Raw genomic sequence first — 16,644 nt, forward strand, 5'->3', positions numbered from 1 at the left:
GACAACACCCTGATCGCCGGCGACAGCGACTTCGAATGGGCGCAGTTCCTGATCGGCAAGGGGATCCTCGACCGCGACCTGTACGAAGCGAAGAACCTCGAATTCTACGAGCAGTACAAGGCCGGTACGCTCGACATCGACCTCTTTCTCGACTTCCAGCTGCATCCGCTGTCGCGCTTCCCACGCAGCCAGCTCGACCTCTGGCAACGCGAGTTCCTGTCGCGCCACATCCTGCCGCTGGTCGGCGACAAGGCCCGTTCGCTGGTCGGCGGGCATCTCGCGCGCGGCGCCCTGTGCGCGATCGTCACCGCCACCAACAGCTTCGTCACCGGACCGATCATCCGCGAGTTCGGCATCGCGCACCTGATCGCGACGATTCCGGCCCAGGAGGATGGCCGCTTCACCGGCAAGGTGCGCGGCCTGCCTTCCTTCCGCGAAGGCAAGATCGTCCGCGTCGAAGCCTGGCTCGAGGCGATGGGGCTGTGGTGGAGCAGTTTCGAGCGCAGCTGGTTCTACAGCGACTCGCTCAACGACCTGCCGCTGCTGTCGCGGGTCAGCAACCCGGTGGCCGTCGACCCGGACCCCACGCTGCGGGCGCACGCCGCAGGAGCCGGCTGGCCGGTTCTCAGCCTGCGCGACTGAGCTGACCGGGCATTCTCCGGGCCGACGACGACGATTTGGGCTATGATGACGGCACAAGAGCACGAGAACGAGAACGAGACAAGCCCCCGTTAATGATCCGCAAGTTCATCTCCCGCGTCCTCGGACGCAAGGCTGCCGGCAAGCCCAGCGAACCGGCGGTCATCGCCGTCACCCAGCATGGCCTGCAGCGTGACGACATCAGCCGCGGCAGCCGGCGCACGGTCGAAGCCCTGCAGGAAAGCGGTTACCAGGCGTTCATCGTCGGCGGCGCGGTGCGCGACCTGCTCGCCGGGCTGAAGCCGAAGGACTTCGACGTCGCCACCAGCGCGACGCCGGAACAGGTGCGACACTGCTTCCGTCGCTCGCGCATCATCGGCCGCCGCTTCCAGATCGTGCACGTCAGCATGGGCGCCGAGACCATCGAGGTCACCACCTTCCGCGGCCATCATGGCGAAAACGGTAGCGGCAAGGCGCTGGTCGACGAGCAGGGGCGGGTTCTGCGCGACAACGTCTTCGGCAGCCAGGCGGAAGACGCCGCACGGCGCGACTTCACCGTCAATGCCCTCTATTACGACCCTTCTTCGGAGACCATCGTCGACTACCACCATGGCGTCGCCGACCTGCGGCAGAAGACGCTGCGCATGATCGGCGAGCCGAAGACCCGCTACCGTGAAGACCCGGTACGCATGCTGCGCGCCGTCCGCCTGGCGGCCAAACTGGGGTTGTCGATCGATCCCGAGGCGCGGCACCCGATCCGTGAGATGAGCAGCCTGATCGAGAACGTTCCGCCCTCACGCCTGCTCGACGAGATCCTCAAGCTGCTCACCTGCGGCCACGCCGTGCGCTGCGTCGAGCAACTGCGCGAAGAGGGGCTGCATCACGGCCTGTTTCCCCTCCTCGACATCATTCTCGACCAGTCGAGCGGCGAACGTTTCGTCAGCCTGGCGCTCGCCAGCACCGATCGCCGGGTGCGCGACGGCAAGCCGGTGTCGCCCGGCTTCCTCTTCGCCGCCCTGCTCTGGCATGAACTGCTCGCCAAGTGGGAACCGCTCAGGGCGGCCGGTGAACCTTTGCTGCCGTCGCTGTTCCTGGCGATGGACGAGGTCCTCGACGGACAGGCGGAGAAACTGGCGATCACGCGCCGGATCAGCGGCGACATCAAGGACATCTGGGCGCTGCAGCCACGCTTCGAACAGCGCAGCGGCAAGCGCCCGTACGGCATCCTGCAGCAGCCGCGCTTCAAGGCGGCCTACGACTTCCTGCTCTTGCGCATCGAGGCGGGCGAAGTCGAGCGCGAGGTGGGCGACTGGTGGAGCGCGTTCCTTGCCGCCAGCGACGAGGGCCGGGCAGCCATGCTGCTGCCGCAGGCGGCGGCAGCGCCCCGCCGCCGGCGTCGCCGCCGCGCGGCCGGCGAACGAAGCACAGCCAGCCCGGCCGAGTGACACACCGGGCAGCGCCATCGGACCTCTTTCGCCTCACCTGAGCCGGTCCTCGCACCAGGCCTTTGTCGCGCTTGGCGCCAACCTCGCCGACCCCGTCGCTCAGGTACGCGCCGCCGCTGAGGCGCTGACCAGGCTGCCGCAGTCACGCGTGCTGCGGGTTTCCTCGTTCTACCGCACGGCTCCGGTGGGAATCCGGGGACAGCCCGACTTCATCAATGCCGTCGCCGCGCTCGTCACGACGCTGGCGCCGCACGAGTTGCTCGACGAACTGTTCGTCGTCGAGCGGCAATTCGGTCGCCGGCGGGATTTTCCACAGGCGCCACGGACACTCGACCTCGACCTGCTGCTCTACGACCAATTGTCGCTCGACGGCGAACGACTCCGCCTGCCACACCCGCGCATGCACCTGCGGGCTTTCGTCATCGCGCCGCTGCTCGAGATCGCCCCGGACTGCCACATTCCGGGCCGCGGCAGCGCCGCTGCCTGGCTGCCGGCGCTCAGCCAGCAACGCATCGAACGACTCGCGCCCTGAGCGATCGGGAAGCAGTCGTTACCAGCGTGGGTCGCGGTAGGGCCGCCACCACCCGCCCGGGCCACGGTAGCGCCAGCCGGGGGCAACGACCACCGCCGGCGGTGCTGCGTAGGCCCGTGGCGGAGCGAGCACGACTGGCGGCGGCGGGTAAGCGTAGGCTGGCGGTGGCGCAACGGCCGGCGGCAGGGGGGTGACGACACAGCCGCCAAGGAAAGCGGCAGCCAGCAGCGCAGCGAGGGTGGTTTTCATCTTGCGTGTCTCCCGGATCGATAACCGGTCAACGCGGCAGGCGGCCAATACGACAGGGCATTTTCGTAACGGGATGTTGCAGTCCGTTGCGCGCAACGCAAGCACGCCAGCGCACGGCACGGCGCCGCGAGCGGCGCGGGCCAGTTTTTTTGCGTTGCGACAGCACGCAAACTTGCCCATTCGTCGGCCGCTCTGTGTATCCTAGGCGCCGTTTTGCGATGGTGGCGCCGGATCGCCACCGGACCTTGGAACCGATGCGGGAAAACGGGGGACGACGATGCCTTTTTTCGGTGGTGGGGAGCGGATGCGCCGCCTCGAACGGCGAATCAGCGAGCTCGAAGCGGAGAACGCCGGCCTGCGCGGCCAGATCTCGGCCGGACAGGCCGGACAGGCGCAGGCCGGACAGCGGGACGCACAGGCGACTCGCCAGGCGGCGGAAATGCAGCGCCTGTTCGTCGCCTTGCGCTCGTACCGGAAGTCGCTCGCCGCTTCGCAGCAGAGCTTGCTGGCGCTCGCCGACGGCCTGCGTGGCAAACGGCGTGAAACCCTGTCCGCCGCCAGCATGGCGGCGAACAGCCGCGACTCGGTGAACCGCATCAGCGCCGACCTCAATGAACTCGCCGACAACTCGCGCCAGGCGCTGGACAAGATACACGGTCTGCAGGGCAGCGCGCAGAAGATCGGCGGCATCGTTCATCTGATCAAGGAGATCGCCGATCAGACCAACCTCCTCGCGCTCAACGCGGCGATCGAGGCGGCGCGTGCCGGCGAGGCGGGACGAGGCTTTGCCGTCGTCGCCGACGAAGTGCGCAAGCTCGCCGACCGGACGACGCACGCGACCAGCGACATCTCGCAACTGGTCAACGCGATCCAGGGTGAGACCGTCACCGCCCAGCACAGCATCGGCCGCCTCGCCGAGCAGTCGGACGCGTTCGGCGAGCAGGGCCAGCAAGCCTCGACGACGATCGCCGGCATCACCGACCTGGCGCACGGGATGGAACAGGCGATCAGCATCGCGGCGCTGCGCAGCTTCGCCGAACTGGCGAAGATGGACCATCTGCTGTTCAAGTTCGACATCTACCAGGCGCTCCTCGGAACCGCCGACAGGAGCGCCGGCGAACTTGCCACGCACACCTCGTGTCGCCTCGGAAAGTGGTACTACGAGGGCGAAGGCAGAAGCTTTGCGCAACTCGATGGCCATCGGGCGATGGAAACGCCGCACGCCGACGTGCATCGGCACGGACGCAGCGCCCTCGAGGCCCAGCAGGCCGGCGATCTCGCCGCCGCGGTGAACGCGGTCGAACGCATGGAGGCAGCCAGCGCCGGCGTGCAACAGTGCCTCGAACGGATGGTGATGGACGGCGCCACCCGGCCCGAGATCCTGTTCCGCGACCACTGAGCCATCCGCCGGACCGCCTGCCACCGTGCCCTGCCCTACCCTCACCGCCAACAACCGCATCGCCATCGGAGGCATGCGCGGACAGCGGGAATTCTTCAACCGCGGAGAGTGATTCCATGTCCACCCACGTTGCGACGCGCCGCCTGACGCATGTCGACCTGGCCAGGATGCGCGCCAGCGGCGAAAAGATCGCGGTCCTCACCTGCTACGACGCCAGCTTCGCCCAGCTCTGTGAAGCCGCGGGCGTCGATGCCCTGCTCATCGGCGACTCGCTCGGCATGGTCCTGCAGGGGCACGACTCGACCCTGCCGGTCACCCTCGCCGACATCGCCTACCACACCGCGAGCGTCGCCCGCGCGAGCCGGCGACCGCTGGTGATTGCCGACATGCCTTTCGGGACCTTCCAGGAAAGCCCGCAAAGGGCGCTGCGCAACGCCGTCCGCCTGATGGCCGCCGGCGCCCAGATGGTCAAGCTCGAGGGTGGCAGCGAGATGGCCGCGACGACCCATTTCCTGACCGCCCGTGGCATCCCCGTCTGCGGACACGTCGGACTGACGCCGCAGTCCGTGCATCAGCTCGGGGGCTACCGCGTCCAGGGCCGGGATGAGTCGGCTGCCGCCCGCCTGCACGCCGATGCCCTGGCGCAACAGGAAGCCGGCGCCGGGCTGCTGGTGCTGGAAGCGATTCCCGAGACATTGGCAGCGGAGGTGAGCGACAGGCTCAGCGTGCCGACGATCGGTATCGGCGCCAGCCGCGCGTGTTCCGGACAGGTGCTCGTCCTGCATGACATGCTCGACATCTCGAGCGGCCGGAGGGCGCGCTTCGTCAGGAACTTCATGCTCGGCCAGCCATCGATCGCGGCGGCGATCGCCGCCTACGTCGCAGCGGTCAAGGATGGCAGCTTCCCGGCCGCCGAGCACTGCTACTGAAGCGAAGGCTGCCGACCAGGCCGAACCTGGAGCAGCGAGCAGACGGCAGCGGAGCCTGCCGACAAGACCGCAGCGCATGCCTGCGGCACGTTGAGAGAGGTTGAGCCGGAAGATGCAGATTCACTCGTCGATCCCCGAACTGCGCGCCGCGTTGCGGGAACGCGCCCGTATCGCCTTCGTGCCGACCATGGGCAACCTGCACGCGGGCCACATCGCCCTGATGCAGGAAGCGCGCGCGCACGGCGATACGGTCGTCGCCAGCATCTTCGTCAACCGCCTGCAGTTCGGCCCCAACGACGACTTCGACCGCTACCCAAGAACCTTCGACGCCGACTGCACACAGCTCGTCGCCGCCGGTGTCGACCTGCTCTTCGCCCCCGGCGAACAGGAGCTCTACCCCGAGCCGCAGGAATACCACGTCGAGCCGCCGGCAACACAGAACCAGCTCGATGGCGAGTTCCGGCCCGGCCACTTCCGCGGCGTCGCCACCGTCGTCCTCAAGCTGTTCAACATCGTCCAGCCGCAGGTGGCGCTCTTCGGCAAGAAGGACTACCAGCAGCTGATGGTCCTGCGCAACATGAGCCGGCAACTGGCGCTGCCGATCGAGATCGTCGGCGGCGAGACCGTTCGTGCCGCCGATGGCCTCGCCCTGTCGTCGCGCAACGGCTACCTGTCGCCCGGCGAGCGAGCCGAGGCGCCGCGGCTGCACCGACTGTTGCAGCGCATCGCCACCGCCGTCGCTGCCGGCGATGCCGACTTCGCCCGCCTCGAGGCGGACGCGGCCGCCGAACTCGACCGCAACGGCTGGCAAACCGACTATGTTGCGTTGCGGCGACAGGCCGATCTGCAGCCACCGCGCAGCCCCGACGACGGCCCGCTGGTCGTCCTCGCGGCCAGTCGCCTGGGCAGCGCGCGACTCATCGACAATGTCGAAATCCCGGCCTGCGACGGCCGTTGACAGGTCGCGATCAGCAGCTACAATGCGCTTCCCCAAACTCCCAAACCGGTGAATCCATGCAGAGGACCATGTTGAAGTCGAAGCTGCACCGCGTCAGCGCCACGCACGCCGAGCTTCACTACGAGGGCTCATGCGCCATCGACGAGGATCTGCTCGATGCCGCGAACATCCGCGAGTACGAGCAGATCGATATCTGGAACGTCAATAACGGCGAGCGCTTCACGACCTACGCCCTCCGCGCCGAGCGCGGCTCGGGAGTCATCTCGGTGAATGGGTCGGCGGCACGCCGCGCCGCGCCGGGCGACATCCTGATCATCGCCAGTTTTGCGGTGTACAACGAGGTCGAACTCGCCAAGTATGCGCCGTTGCTGATCTACGTCGACACGCAGAACCGGATCGTTCGCATGGCCGGCCAGATTCCCGCACAGGCTGCAGCCTGACGACGCCGGGCGCCGCCCACCAGCCAGCGAAGCCGCGACCGCCGTCGCGGCTTTCGCGTTTACGGGGCAGGCAGCGGCGCCCGCATGCTCAGGCGACGTCGACCGGTGCCTTCGGCTTGCGTGGACGCCGTGGCCGAGCGGCCGGCTTCCTCGCCGGCGGCACGGCCGCCGCATCCGCGGCAGGACCGACCTCACCCACCTCGCCTGCCGCAGCCACCTCGCCGACTTCGCCCACCTCGCCTGCTCCAGCCACCTCGCTGACCGCGGCCGGCGGAACTGCGGCAGCCTGCTCCGGCGCATCGATCGGCGTCAACACCACCGCCACCGGCTGCGGGGCACTCGCGACAGGCTCGGCGCCCACCCCGGACCAGTCGACGGCAGCCGCTGCCTCTGCTGTCGGCGGCACGTCCGTCAGCGCGACGACGCCGCTTTCCCCGGCCTCCTTCGGCGCACGCGCCCCTCGCTTGCCGCCCTTGTCGACCGCCTTGCGCCGACCCTCGCTCTTGCGGCGCGGGGCGGGCTCGCCGGCGGCGGCTGCCGCCGGCTCGTCGGTCGCGCGCGGCGCTTCGGGCACCGCCACCGGCGGCGAATCGCGCGTCTCGTCGAGCGGCAGTTCGGCGCCGGATTCGCCAGCGGCCGCCAAGCCGTTGCGCCGGAAGACGTAGGTACCGGACTTCTCGTCGCGGCCGATCGCCAGCAGACCGCGTGCCTGCGCCTCCTCGAGCAGGTTGCCGAAGGCGCGGAAACCGTAGTAGGACTCGTTGAAATCCGGCTTGCGGCGCTTGATCGCCTCCTTCAGCATCGAAGCCCAGATCTTGCCGCTGTCGCCGCGTTCGTCGACCATCGCGTCGAAGGTCGCGACCGCCAGCTCGATCGCCTTGCTCCGCCGCGCCTCGAGTTCGGCACGCCGCTCGGCATCCTCCTCCGGCGTCCGCCTGGTCGCCTGCGGCGCCTCGCGCGAGTCGCGCCGCGCCGCGCGCTGCATCTCGCGCACCAGGTCGTCGTAGAAGATGAACTCGTCGCAGTTGCCGATCAGCAGATCCGAAGTCGATTGCTTGACACCGACGCCGATGACGTATTTCGCGTTCTCGCGCAGCTTCGAGACCAGCGGCGAGAAATCCGAGTCGCCGCTGATGATGACGAAGGTATCGACGTGCGACTTCGTGTAGCACAGGTCGAGGGCGTCGACGACCAGCCGGATGTCGGCCGAATTCTTGCCCGACTGCCGCAGGTGCGGGATCTCGATCAGCTCGAAACTCGCTTCGTGCATCGTCGACTTGAAACCCTTGTAGCGCTCCCAGTCGCAGTAGGCCTTCTTGACGACGATGCTGCCCTTGAGCAGCAGCCTTTCGAGGACCGGCTTGATGTCGAACTTGTCGTACTTCGCGTCACGCACGCCAAGGGCGACGTTCTCGAAGTCGCAGTACAGCGCCATGATGGCGGTTTCGGGCGCTACGGCCATGATTCATCTTCTCCGCAAAGGAAGGTTGCGCCACGCCGGCGGGTGGCGGCCCGCGGCATGCTCGATGCCGGCGGGCGGTGGCGCAGGATACCCAAGGCCAAGATGGTAAACCCTTGGCGACAGGAAGCAAGCGCGACGCGTGCCGGCGGATCGCCGTGGCGGCGGCGACTCAGGCTGGCGACCGGTCGGCGGCCGGCACTTCGGCCACGTCGACCACCTGGCCGCCGGTCATCGCTAGCAACTCCTGTGGCGACAGGCTGAAGACGCAGTGCGGATGGCCGGCGGCGGCCCAGATCCGGTCGAAGGCCAGCAGCAGCCGATCGACGAGGACGATCGTCGACCGCGGGTGGCCCAGGGGGCAGACGCCGCCGATCGCGTAACCGGTGTGCTCGCGGACGAAGGCGGCATCCGCCTTGCCGAGCGGACCGACCAGCGCCGCCACCCTGCCCTCATCCACCCGGTACGCGCCGCTGGCGACGACCATCACCGCCGTGTCGTCGGCCAGTTGCCGGAAGACGATCGACTTGGCGATCTCGGCGACGCTGCAGCCGAGCCCCGCAGCGGCTTCCGCCGAGGTCCTGCCACTCGCCGGCAGCCGCACCACCGGTGGGCGGTGGCCCAGCGTACGCAGCAGATCGGCCACTCTCTGCGCGCTCTCGGGAAGTGCGTTCTCCATGGCTGTCGATTCGTCCTGGCTCATTCACGAGGTTGCCGGCGTGCCGGCGGCGCCAGTCTACTGCAACCGGAACCGCCGGCGATAGTCTGTCGCCGGGCGACCGACGGCCGCCGCTGGCAGATGGTGTAAACTGCCGCCGACCAGCACGAGGATCGCCATGCAAACCACCGCCGACCTGCACCCGGAAATCCGCGAGGCCGTCCGCGATCTCTGCCGGCAGTTCCCCGACGAGTACTTTCGCCGTATCGACGAGCAGCGCGCTTACCCCGACGACTTCGTCACCGCCTTGCTCGACGCCGGCTGGCTGGCGGCGATGATCCCCGAGGAGTACGGCGGCTCCGGCCTCGGGCTGACCGCCGCCAGCGTCATCATGGAGGAGATCAACCGCTGCGGTGGCAACGCCGCCGCCGTGCATGGCCAGATGTACAACATGGGCACGCTGCTGCGCAACGGCAGCCCGGCGCAGAAGGAAAGATACCTGCCGGCGATCGCCGCCGGCAGACTGCGCATCCAGTCGATGGCGGTCACCGAACCGACGACCGGCAGCGACACCACCCGCCTGCGCACCACCGCGGTGCGCAAGGATGGATGCTATGTGGTCAGTGGCCAGAAGGTCTGGATCTCGCGCGTCCGCCATTCCGACCTGATGATCCTGCTCGCCCGGACGACGCCGCTCGCCGAGGTGCGCCGGAAAGCCGAGGGCCTGTCGATCTTCATCATCGACCTGCGCCAGGCGATCGGCAACGGGCTCGAGGTGCGACCGATCGCCAACATGGTCAATCACGAGACCAACGAACTCTTCTTCGACGGACTCGAGGTGCCGGCGGAGAACCTGATCGGCGAGGAAGGCCAGGGTTTCCGCTACCTGCTCGACGGACTCAACGCCGAGCGCGCGCTGATCGCCGCCGAGTGCATCGGCGACGGTTACTGGTTCATCGAGCGTGCCACCCGCTATGCCGGCGAGCGCATCGTCTTCGAGCGGCCGATCGGCAGCAACCAGGGCGTGCAGTTCCCGATCGCCGAGGCCTTCATCGACATCGAGGCGGCCAACCTGATGCGCTACGAGGCCTGCGCCCGCTTCGACGCGCAGCGGCGCTGCGGCGCCCAGGCGAACATGGCGAAGCACCTCGCCGCCAGGGCCTCATGGCAGGCGGCCAACGTCTGCCTGCAGACGCACGGCGGTTTCGGTTTCGCCAGCGAGTACGACGTCGAGCGCAAGTTCCGCGAGACGCGCCTCTACCAGGTGGCGCCGATCTCGACCAACCTGATCTTCGCCTACGTCGCCGAGCACCTGCTCGGGCTGCCGCGCTCGTACTGATCTGCGGAGCCCGGCATGCGCCCACTCGACGGCATCACCGTCGTCACCCTCGAACACGCCATCGCCGCGCCCTTCTGCACGCGCCAGCTCGCCGACCTCGGCGCGCGCGTGATCAAGGTCGAGCGGCCCGGCAGCGGCGACTTCGCCCGCGCCTACGACCAGCGCGTGCACGGCCTGGCCTCGCACTTCGTGTGGACCAACCGCTCGAAGGAAAGCCTGACGCTCGACCTCAAGCATGCCGCGGCGCCGGCGCTGCTCGCCCGGCTTCTCGCCAGGGCCGACGTCCTGGTGCAGAACCTCGCACCGGGTGCGGCCGCGCGACTCGGCCTGTCCTACGAGGAGCTGCGCGCGGCCTGCCCGCGGCTGATCGTCTGCGACCTCTCGGGCTACGGCGACGACGGCCCGTATCGCGACCGCAAGGCCTACGACCTGCTGATCCAGAGCGAAGCCGGCTTCCTCTCGGTCACCGGCAGCGCCGACGCGCCGGCCAAGGCCGGCTGCTCGATCGCCGACATCGCCGCCGGCATGTACGCCTACAGCGGCATCCTCGCCGCCCTGCTGCAGCGTGCGCAGAGCGGCTGCGGCTGCCGGATCGAAGTCTCGATGCTCGAGAGCATGGTCGAATGGATGGGCTACCCGCTCTACTACGCCAGCGACGGCGCCGCACCGCCGCCACGCGCCGGCGCCGCGCACGCGACGATCTACCCCTACGGCCCCTTCGCCGCCGGCGACGGCAAACTGGTCATGCTCGGCGTGCAGAACGAACGCGAGTGGCAACTCTTCTGCCGGCAGGTCCTCGAGCGACCGGATCTGGCGGAGGATGCCCGCTACGCGTCGAACGCCAGCCGCAGCGCCGCACGCGACGAGTTGCAGGCGCTGATCGTCGAACAGTTCTCCCGCCTCGACAGCGAGCAGCTGATCGCCCGCCTCGACGGCGCGCGCATCGCCAACGCGCGCATCAACGACATGCACGAAGTCTGGCAGCACCCGCAGCTCGCGGCACGCAAGCGCTGGACCGAAGTGGCGACCCCGGCCGGCCCGATTCCGGCTCTGCTGCCGCCGGGCAGCAACAGCGGCTTCACGCCGCGCATGGACGCGGTGCCCGCCCTCGGCCAGCACACCGATGCCATTCTCGGCGAACTCGGCTGCGACGCAGCGGCGATCGACGCCCTGCGCGCCGCCGGCGCCGTGTGAACGCAGCCCGCCGCCAAATCCTTCGCGGACGGCCTGCGTGCGTTCTGCTACAGTGGCTCCCGGCGCGGGCTGTCGCGCGGTTTGGCAGCGCGGCCCCCGGGCAACCGATGGAGATCGACGCACAATGAACCACTGGACACCAGGCTCGTTTTTCCTCGCACTCGCAGCGGTCATCCTGCTGCCGGCGCTGGTCATTCATTACACCCTCGGCCGCAAGGGCGGTCACCACCTGTTCGGCGACCTGCCGCGGGAAAAGGCGAGGGATCTGCCGTTCGCCATGCTCCGCTTCAACCTGCGCAACGATCTTCGCGGATCGCTGGCGACGCTGGCCGGGCTCGGACTGGCCCTCGCGGCCTACCCGCTGGCCTGCCGCCTGGGCCTGCCGATCAATTTCCTCGGCCTTTCCGAAAAACAACTCTTCTTCGCGCTGTTCCTTGGCGGCGGCCTGCTCGTGCTCGTCGTCCTGTCGCTCCTGCGCCGGCGAAGGCCGGACTGAGCACCGCCACACCCCACCACCGCGACGATGACCCGCAAGCGTACGCGCCGGTCTGCACTGCCGGCGACTGCCGCGGCCCCGGCGGCATCTGCCGTGCGGACCGCGCCGCCGCTGCGGCGACCGGTCGTGCTGCTGGTCGGACTGCTCCTGCTCAGCATTGTCGCCGCCGGCATCGTCCTGCATGCGACGCGCAGCGGCACAGCCGACCCGCCAGCGCAGACCGCCGCCACCACCACGACCGCAGCCGGCGACGGCGGCCGGGCGCCGCGCTTCGTTGGCGCCGCCGCCTGCCGCAGCTGCCACGAAGTTGAATACCGGGCGTGGTCCGGATCGAACCACGACCGCGCGATGCAGACTGCGACTCCGGACACGGTACTCGGCGACTTCGCAAACGCCACGTTCCGCCAGCATGGCGTCGAATCCCGCTTCTACCGGCGCGGCGACCGCTTCTTCGTGCGCACCGAGGGAGCGGACGGCAAGCTCGCCGACTACGAGATCGGCTACACCTTCGGCGTCTACCCGCTGCAGCAGTACCTGGTCGCCTTCCCAGGCGGCCGCTACCAGGCGCTGTCGATCGCCTGGGACTCGCGCCCGAAGGAGAAGGGTGGGCAGCGCTGGTTCCACCTGCAACCCGAGCGCCGGGTCGACCACAAGGATGCGCTGCACTGGACCGGCAACTATCAGAACTGGGCCCTGCAGTGCGCGGAATGCCACTCGACCAACCTGCGCAAGGGCTACGACGCCGCCAGCCACACCTACCGCAGCACCTTCAGCGAGATCAATGTCGCCTGCGAAGCCTGCCATGGTCCCGGTTCGCGGCATGTGGCGTGGGCCGCCGGGGCCAAGCCACCGCATCCGGCGCAGGGCGACATCGGGCTGCCACGACTCGGCAGCCGCTGGCTCGATGCGTGGAAATTTCCCACCGCCGACGCCCGCGTCGCCGTGCGCGACAAGCCCTCCGACCCTGCCGGCATGAACGTCTGCGCCGCCTGCCACGCGCGCCGATCGACCCTGAGCGAAGAGCGCAAGCCCGGCGCAGTACTCGCCGACAGCCACCGGCTGGCGATGCTCACCGCCCCCAACTACCACGCCGATGGCCAGCAGCGGGAAGAGGTCTATGTCTGGGGCTCCTTCCTGCAGAGCCGGATGCAGCAGAGCGGCGTCACCTGCATGGACTGCCACGAGCCGCACTCGCTGCAGACCCGCGCCAGGGGCAACGCCCTCTGCAACCGCTGCCACAACGCCGCCCAGCACGATGTGCCCGCACACCACCGGCACCAGACCGGTGGCCCGGGCGCGCAGTGCATCGACTGCCACATGCCGACGCAGAACTACATGGTCATCCACGCCCGGCAGGACCACAGCCTCCGCGTTCCGCGCCCCGACCTCTCGCTCTCGCTCGGCACGCCGAACGCCTGCAACCAGTGCCATGCAGACCGCAAGCCGGAGTGGGCTGCGCAAGCGATGGATCGGTGGTACGGCAGGGCCTGGCGCGATCGCCCGAGCTACGGGCCGACCCTGCACGCGGGGGCAACGCGCGGCATGCAGGGCTTGCCCGGCCTGCTCGATCTCGCGCGCAACCCGGCGGCACCGGGCATCATCCGGGCGACGGCTGCGACCCTCGCCCAGCCACACACCACCCCGGAGACGCTGCAGACGGCGCACACGCTGCTCGCCGACCCGGATCCCCTGCTGCGCATCGCGGCACTCGGGCTGCTCGATGCGGCACCGCCCGAGGTGCGCCTGCAGATCGCCGCGCCACTCCTCTCCGACCCCGTGCGCGGCGTCCGCATCGAGGCGGCGCGCCTCCTCGCCGACGTTCCCAGCGAGCGATTCGGCGCCGCAGGGCGGGCAGCGCAGGCGGCGGCGATGCAGGAATACCAGAATGCACTCGATCTCGAGGCCGACTGGCCATCTGGCCGCCTCAACATCGGCATCCTGCGACTGCGCCAGGGGCGTGGCGACGAGGCGCTGCTGGCTTTCGAACAGGCAATCGCACTCGATCCACTGTTCGAGCCGGCTTACGTCAATCTCGCCGACACCCTGCGCCGGCTCGGCCGCGACGCCGACGGAGAAAGGGTGCTGCGGCAGGGACTCGCCCTGCTGCCGCGAAGTGCCGAGCTGCACCACGCGCTCGGTCTGCTGCTCGTACGCCAGGGCGACCAGCGAGCCGCACTCCGCGAGCTCTCGGCGGCCGCGCGCCTCGCCCCCGAAAACCCGCGCTTCCTCTACGTCGAAGCGATCGCCCTGCACAGTGCCGGCAGAAAGAGCGAAGCCCTCGCACTCCTGCGCCGCGCCGACCAACGCCACACTTTCGGTGACAGTATACAAAACTCGCCGCTGCCGGCATCACCCAGGCGGTGAAAGCGCCTCCTCGTCACCAGCTTCCGGCCGCGGTCTGGGGCCGCGCTTCTGCGGTCGGAGCCTCCGATTCAGCCGACCTTCCAGTTCCTCGACGAACGCTTCCTCGCCCAGCGGTCGACCGGTCCGGGTGTGGGCATGGATCTTGTCGACCAGGGGCTGCTCCACCGCTGCACCCAGGTACTCGGGCCAGTTCCCAACCATGGCGAGCAGCGGCGCCACCCTTGCCAAGCCGTCGTCCTCTCCCCGCAAGTGTGCGCGGACACTCGACCACGGCCATTCCTCGGCATGCGCGCAGAGGCCGGCCCGAACCGGGTTGTTCTCGACGTAGCGCACGGCGGCCAGCAGGTGCGTCTCATCGAGCAGGAACGAATGGAATCGCTCCTGCCAGAGATGGCCCTGCCATCCCTCGCGGAGATTGATGCGTCGCGTGAATCGCCGGTGGGTCTCGCTGATCGCGCGGCGCAGGCCATCGGGATCCTGCGGCACCATGATCAGGTGGACATGGTTCGGCATCAGGCAATAAGCCCAGACCTCGGTCCCGGCACGATTGCATGAATCCGACATCAGGTGCAGGTACTCGCGATAATCGTCATCGCAGAAGAAGGTCTGCTGACGCCGGTTGCCCCGCTGCGTCACGTGATGCGGATAACCCGCTGCCACCACCCTCGCAAGTCTCGCCACTGCTGTCCTCCGGATAAGCGTTCAATGGGAGTTAAGTATACTGTCCCCGCTGTGTGCAAGGGACAAACCGCACGCGGGACGGCACATGGCCTGGAGTTAAGTATACTGTCACCGCATTAGACGAGTTGCGCCAGGTAGTAACAGAAACTTTGAGTGGTGGAGGTGAACTGATGCAGACGATTGCCGAGCAATGCGTGCATTACGGTGACAGTATATTCAATAGCAATGCCGATGGCACACTTGGACCGCCCAGCCGCTGCTGCGCCCCCCAGAAGCCACGCCCCACACCCTCCCGTGCCGGACTCCACGCCCGCTTTGTCCGACAAGAGGCTGGCGCCGACGCAGCGTCCCGACTTCGCGCAGGCAGTCGTGGCTCTGGCGCAAGCGCACGGAAAGGCCGCGGTCATGATCAACGACGATGCGCAGCTGGCTCATGCGGTCGGCGCCCAGGGACTGCATCTCTCGTCGAGTCGGCTGAGGGAGATCGATCAACGTCCGGATTTCGAGCGGATCGCCGCCTCGTGTCACAGCGCCGCCGATCTGGCGCGGGCAGCCCAACTCGGTCTCGACGTTGTCGTCCTTGGCCCGGTGTTGCCGACCGCCAGCCACCCGCGGTCGAACGGTATCGGCGGGACGGAGTTTTCGCGCTGGTGGTGCAGCATACCTCTTTTTCTATCCGCACCCCGGAGCTACCGCTTGCAGGAAAGTGGAAACGCGGGCTGGTTCGAAAGTTTCCCCTATTCTCCGCAGTCGCTTGTGAACTCATCATTGGGCAATCATTGAGCTTGATTGTTGGCCACCGGAACATGCCTGGGCAAGTCCATGCTGTCATGAAGCAATCGGAGGACCCCCAACAGAAGAAGCTGTTCGACACCGTCGCCCTGCCCGAGCCCTCCGCTAGACGTCTGTAGTGCCAATTCCGAACCGGTGAATTGCGCACAAACAATCACTTAGCCGTATTTTTGTCGAACTCGGGGGCGCAGTACTCTGCCTGGCGAGCGCCGAAGTTCTCAGCAGTCCATGCGGTGATGTCGAGAAAATCCAGTTCGGTTCGCGCTGCCAACCGGATCTGCCAGACAAAGCTCATGCAGCCGCAATCGCTTTGTCGGTGATGAATTTGAGGTGGCCCCGCAGCGATTCTTTGGTTGCAAAGGTCTTGAATCGGCCAGCCTCAATGTCTGCGATCCCCACTTGCGCAGCAGACCGAAGCGCCTCAAGACGGCAAGCATCTTTGGCCTCTAGGGAAGCGCTGATTTAACCAAGAATGGGAAATCCCCCGGCTCTGCCGGGGGACTGGAGAAGTTTGACATTTCAGGGAGTCCATCAGGAAACTTCAAGCCGTGAGCCGCCAAGCACACGACTATGGAGAATCCCGATGGACGAGTCCGAAAGCCTAAGCCACTCGAAGTGGGAGTGCAAATACCACGTAGTGTTCATCCCGAAGTGCCGACGGCGTACGCTGTATGAGCAGCTACGTCGCCACCTCGGGGAAGTGTTCCGCAAACTGGCGGAGCAGAGGGAGAGTCGGATCGAAGAGGGGCATCTGATGCAGGATCACGTGCACATGCTGATTTCGATTCCCCCGAAGTACGCTGTGTCGCATGTGGTGGGGTACATCAAGGGCAAGAGCGCGATTCACTTGGCCCGAGTGTACGGTGAGCAGAAGAGGAACTTCGTCGGCCAGAGCTTCTGGGCAAGAGGGTACTTCGTCTCGACCGTTGGTCGAGACGAGACGTTGATCCGGGAGTACATCCGAGACCAGGAGCAGGAGGACAAGCGACTGGATCAACTGAGCCTGTGGCGCTGAGTTGCCACCTTTAGGTGGCGCAAGAGAGTCAGGGTCGCGTTAGCGACCCTGTCTA

18 protein-coding genes and 1 pseudogene are annotated in these 16,644 nt (G+C 67.7%); 14 read left to right on the forward strand and 5 right to left on the reverse strand.

The features are described from left to right. The 3 genes from V5B60_RS00005 to folK all read left to right on the forward strand — a co-directional run. A partial coding sequence (locus tag V5B60_RS00005; RefSeq protein ID WP_332345019.1) for an HAD family hydrolase occupies nt 1-642 on the forward strand: 642 nt, incomplete at its 5' end. 92 nt (nt 643-734) lie between these two features. Then, a complete protein-coding gene (gene pcnB / locus V5B60_RS00010; protein WP_332345020.1) occupies nt 735-2,084 on the forward strand; it encodes a polynucleotide adenylyltransferase PcnB in 1,350 nt (449 codons plus the stop codon). Beyond that, entirely contained in the window at nt 1,966-2,616 is a 651-nt protein-coding gene (gene folK / locus V5B60_RS00015; RefSeq protein ID WP_332345021.1) for a 2-amino-4-hydroxy-6-hydroxymethyldihydropteridine diphosphokinase, read from the forward strand. Before pcnB ends, folK begins: the two co-directional genes overlap by 119 nt. A gap of 18 nt (nt 2,617-2,634) precedes the next feature. On the opposite strand, the gene V5B60_RS00020 is transcribed toward folK, so the two are convergent. Next, on the reverse strand, nt 2,635-2,865 hold the full coding sequence (locus V5B60_RS00020; RefSeq protein WP_332345022.1) for a hypothetical protein: 231 nt from the start codon (nt 2,863-2,865) through the stop codon (nt 2,635-2,637). A gap of 562 nt (nt 2,866-3,427) precedes the next feature. Between V5B60_RS00020 and V5B60_RS22105 the strand changes: the two are divergent. From V5B60_RS22105 to panD, 5 genes and pseudogenes are all read left to right on the forward strand, one after another. Further along, nucleotides 3,428-3,814, forward strand: a pseudogene (locus V5B60_RS22105) (methyl-accepting chemotaxis protein); the annotation flags it as partial. A gap of 99 nt (nt 3,815-3,913) precedes the next feature. Next, a complete protein-coding gene (locus V5B60_RS22110; protein ID WP_434735351.1) occupies nt 3,914-4,264 on the forward strand; it encodes a CZB domain-containing protein in 351 nt (116 codons plus the stop codon). A 116-nt stretch (nt 4,265-4,380) separates the two neighbouring features. Continuing rightward, on the forward strand, nt 4,381-5,193 hold the full coding sequence (panB, locus tag V5B60_RS00030) for a 3-methyl-2-oxobutanoate hydroxymethyltransferase (RefSeq protein ID WP_332345024.1): 813 nt from the start codon (nt 4,381-4,383) through the stop codon (nt 5,191-5,193). Between the two features lie 112 nt (nt 5,194-5,305). Beyond that, nucleotides 5,306-6,151 (forward strand): pantoate--beta-alanine ligase, encoded by an 846-nt coding sequence (panC, locus tag V5B60_RS00035; protein WP_332350350.1) that lies wholly within the window; start codon nt 5,306-5,308, stop codon nt 6,149-6,151. Nucleotides 6,152-6,207: 56 nt separating this feature from the next. Next, entirely contained in the window at nt 6,208-6,591 is a 384-nt protein-coding gene (panD, locus tag V5B60_RS00040; RefSeq protein ID WP_332345025.1) for an aspartate 1-decarboxylase, read from the forward strand. 88 nt (nt 6,592-6,679) lie between these two features. Here the strand turns inward: panD and V5B60_RS00045 are convergent, their stop codons facing one another. Both V5B60_RS00045 and V5B60_RS00050 read right to left on the reverse strand, forming a co-directional pair. Next, on the reverse strand, nt 6,680-8,053 hold the full coding sequence (locus tag V5B60_RS00045; protein WP_332345026.1) for an NYN domain-containing protein: 1,374 nt from the start codon (nt 8,051-8,053) through the stop codon (nt 6,680-6,682). A 169-nt stretch (nt 8,054-8,222) separates the two neighbouring features. After that, on the reverse strand, nt 8,223-8,753 hold the full coding sequence (locus V5B60_RS00050) for a YbaK/EbsC family protein (RefSeq protein WP_332345027.1): 531 nt from the start codon (nt 8,751-8,753) through the stop codon (nt 8,223-8,225). Nucleotides 8,754-8,886: 133 nt separating this feature from the next. On the opposite strand from V5B60_RS00050, the gene V5B60_RS00055 reads away from it, so the two are divergent. The 4 genes from V5B60_RS00055 (at nt 8,887) to V5B60_RS00070 (ending at nt 14,101) form a co-directional block, all read left to right on the forward strand. Further along, nucleotides 8,887-10,047 (forward strand): acyl-CoA dehydrogenase family protein, encoded by a 1,161-nt coding sequence (locus V5B60_RS00055; protein ID WP_332345028.1) that lies wholly within the window; start codon nt 8,887-8,889, stop codon nt 10,045-10,047. A 15-nt stretch (nt 10,048-10,062) separates the two neighbouring features. Next, nucleotides 10,063-11,241 carry a CaiB/BaiF CoA transferase family protein gene (locus V5B60_RS00060; RefSeq protein ID WP_332345029.1) on the forward strand — a complete coding sequence of 393 codons (1,179 nt, stop codon included), beginning with the start codon at nt 10,063-10,065 and terminating at the stop codon, nt 11,239-11,241. A 124-nt stretch (nt 11,242-11,365) separates the two neighbouring features. Next, on the forward strand, nt 11,366-11,737 hold the full coding sequence (locus tag V5B60_RS00065; protein WP_332345030.1) for a hypothetical protein: 372 nt from the start codon (nt 11,366-11,368) through the stop codon (nt 11,735-11,737). A 93-nt stretch (nt 11,738-11,830) separates the two neighbouring features. After that, entirely contained in the window at nt 11,831-14,101 is a 2,271-nt protein-coding gene (locus V5B60_RS00070; protein ID WP_332345031.1) for a tetratricopeptide repeat protein, read from the forward strand. Here the strand turns inward: V5B60_RS00070 and V5B60_RS00075 are convergent. Continuing rightward, nucleotides 14,087-14,782 carry an REP-associated tyrosine transposase gene (locus V5B60_RS00075; RefSeq protein WP_332345032.1) on the reverse strand — a complete coding sequence of 232 codons (696 nt, stop codon included), beginning with the start codon at nt 14,780-14,782 and terminating at the stop codon, nt 14,087-14,089. The genes V5B60_RS00070 and V5B60_RS00075 overlap by 15 nt on opposite strands. Before the next feature lie 231 nt (nt 14,783-15,013). On the opposite strand from V5B60_RS00075, the gene V5B60_RS00080 reads away from it, so the two are divergent. Continuing rightward, the gene (locus V5B60_RS00080) at nt 15,014-15,565 is read left to right on the forward strand and encodes a thiamine phosphate synthase (RefSeq protein ID WP_332350352.1); all 552 of its coding nucleotides are present in this window, start codon (nt 15,014-15,016) and stop codon (nt 15,563-15,565) included. A gap of 163 nt (nt 15,566-15,728) precedes the next feature. Here V5B60_RS00080 and V5B60_RS00085 read toward each other — a convergent pair whose 3' ends face one another. Next, nucleotides 15,729-15,869 carry a hypothetical protein gene (locus V5B60_RS00085; RefSeq protein WP_332345033.1) on the reverse strand — a complete coding sequence of 47 codons (141 nt, stop codon included), beginning with the start codon at nt 15,867-15,869 and terminating at the stop codon, nt 15,729-15,731. Between the two features lie 288 nt (nt 15,870-16,157). Between V5B60_RS00085 and tnpA the strand changes: the two genes are divergently transcribed. Then, nucleotides 16,158-16,589, forward strand: a complete 432-nt coding sequence (tnpA, locus tag V5B60_RS00090) for an IS200/IS605 family transposase (protein WP_324601687.1) — start codon at nt 16,158-16,160, stop codon at nt 16,587-16,589. Nucleotides 16,590-16,644 lie beyond the last annotated feature (55 nt).

Source organism: Accumulibacter sp. (assembly GCF_036625195.1).
GTDB lineage: Bacteria > Pseudomonadota > Gammaproteobacteria > Burkholderiales > Rhodocyclaceae > Accumulibacter.

Coding starts and splice junctions, on each gene's coding strand:
- pcnB (WP_332345020.1), top strand. CDS start 735: ATGATCCGCAAGTTCATCTCCCGCGTCCTCGGACGCAAGGCTGCCGGC.
- V5B60_RS00020 (WP_332345022.1), bottom strand. CDS start 2,865: ATGAAAACCACCCTCGCTGCGCTGCTGGCTGCCGCTTTCCTTGGCGGC.
- V5B60_RS22110 (WP_434735351.1), top strand. CDS start 3,914: ATGGACCATCTGCTGTTCAAGTTCGACATCTACCAGGCGCTCCTCGGA.
- panB (WP_332345024.1), top strand. CDS start 4,381: ATGTCCACCCACGTTGCGACGCGCCGCCTGACGCATGTCGACCTGGCC.
- panC (WP_332350350.1), top strand. CDS start 5,306: ATGCAGATTCACTCGTCGATCCCCGAACTGCGCGCCGCGTTGCGGGAA.
- panD (WP_332345025.1), top strand. CDS start 6,208: ATGCAGAGGACCATGTTGAAGTCGAAGCTGCACCGCGTCAGCGCCACG.
- V5B60_RS00045 (WP_332345026.1), bottom strand. CDS start 8,053: ATGGCCGTAGCGCCCGAAACCGCCATCATGGCGCTGTACTGCGACTTC.
- V5B60_RS00050 (WP_332345027.1), bottom strand. CDS start 8,753: ATGAGCCAGGACGAATCGACAGCCATGGAGAACGCACTTCCCGAGAGC.
- V5B60_RS00055 (WP_332345028.1), top strand. CDS start 8,887: ATGCAAACCACCGCCGACCTGCACCCGGAAATCCGCGAGGCCGTCCGC.
- V5B60_RS00060 (WP_332345029.1), top strand. CDS start 10,063: ATGCGCCCACTCGACGGCATCACCGTCGTCACCCTCGAACACGCCATC.
- V5B60_RS00065 (WP_332345030.1), top strand. CDS start 11,366: ATGAACCACTGGACACCAGGCTCGTTTTTCCTCGCACTCGCAGCGGTC.
- V5B60_RS00080 (WP_332350352.1), top strand. CDS start 15,014: ATGGCACACTTGGACCGCCCAGCCGCTGCTGCGCCCCCCAGAAGCCAC.
- V5B60_RS00085 (WP_332345033.1), bottom strand. CDS start 15,869: ATGAGCTTTGTCTGGCAGATCCGGTTGGCAGCGCGAACCGAACTGGAT.
- tnpA (WP_324601687.1), top strand. CDS start 16,158: ATGGACGAGTCCGAAAGCCTAAGCCACTCGAAGTGGGAGTGCAAATAC.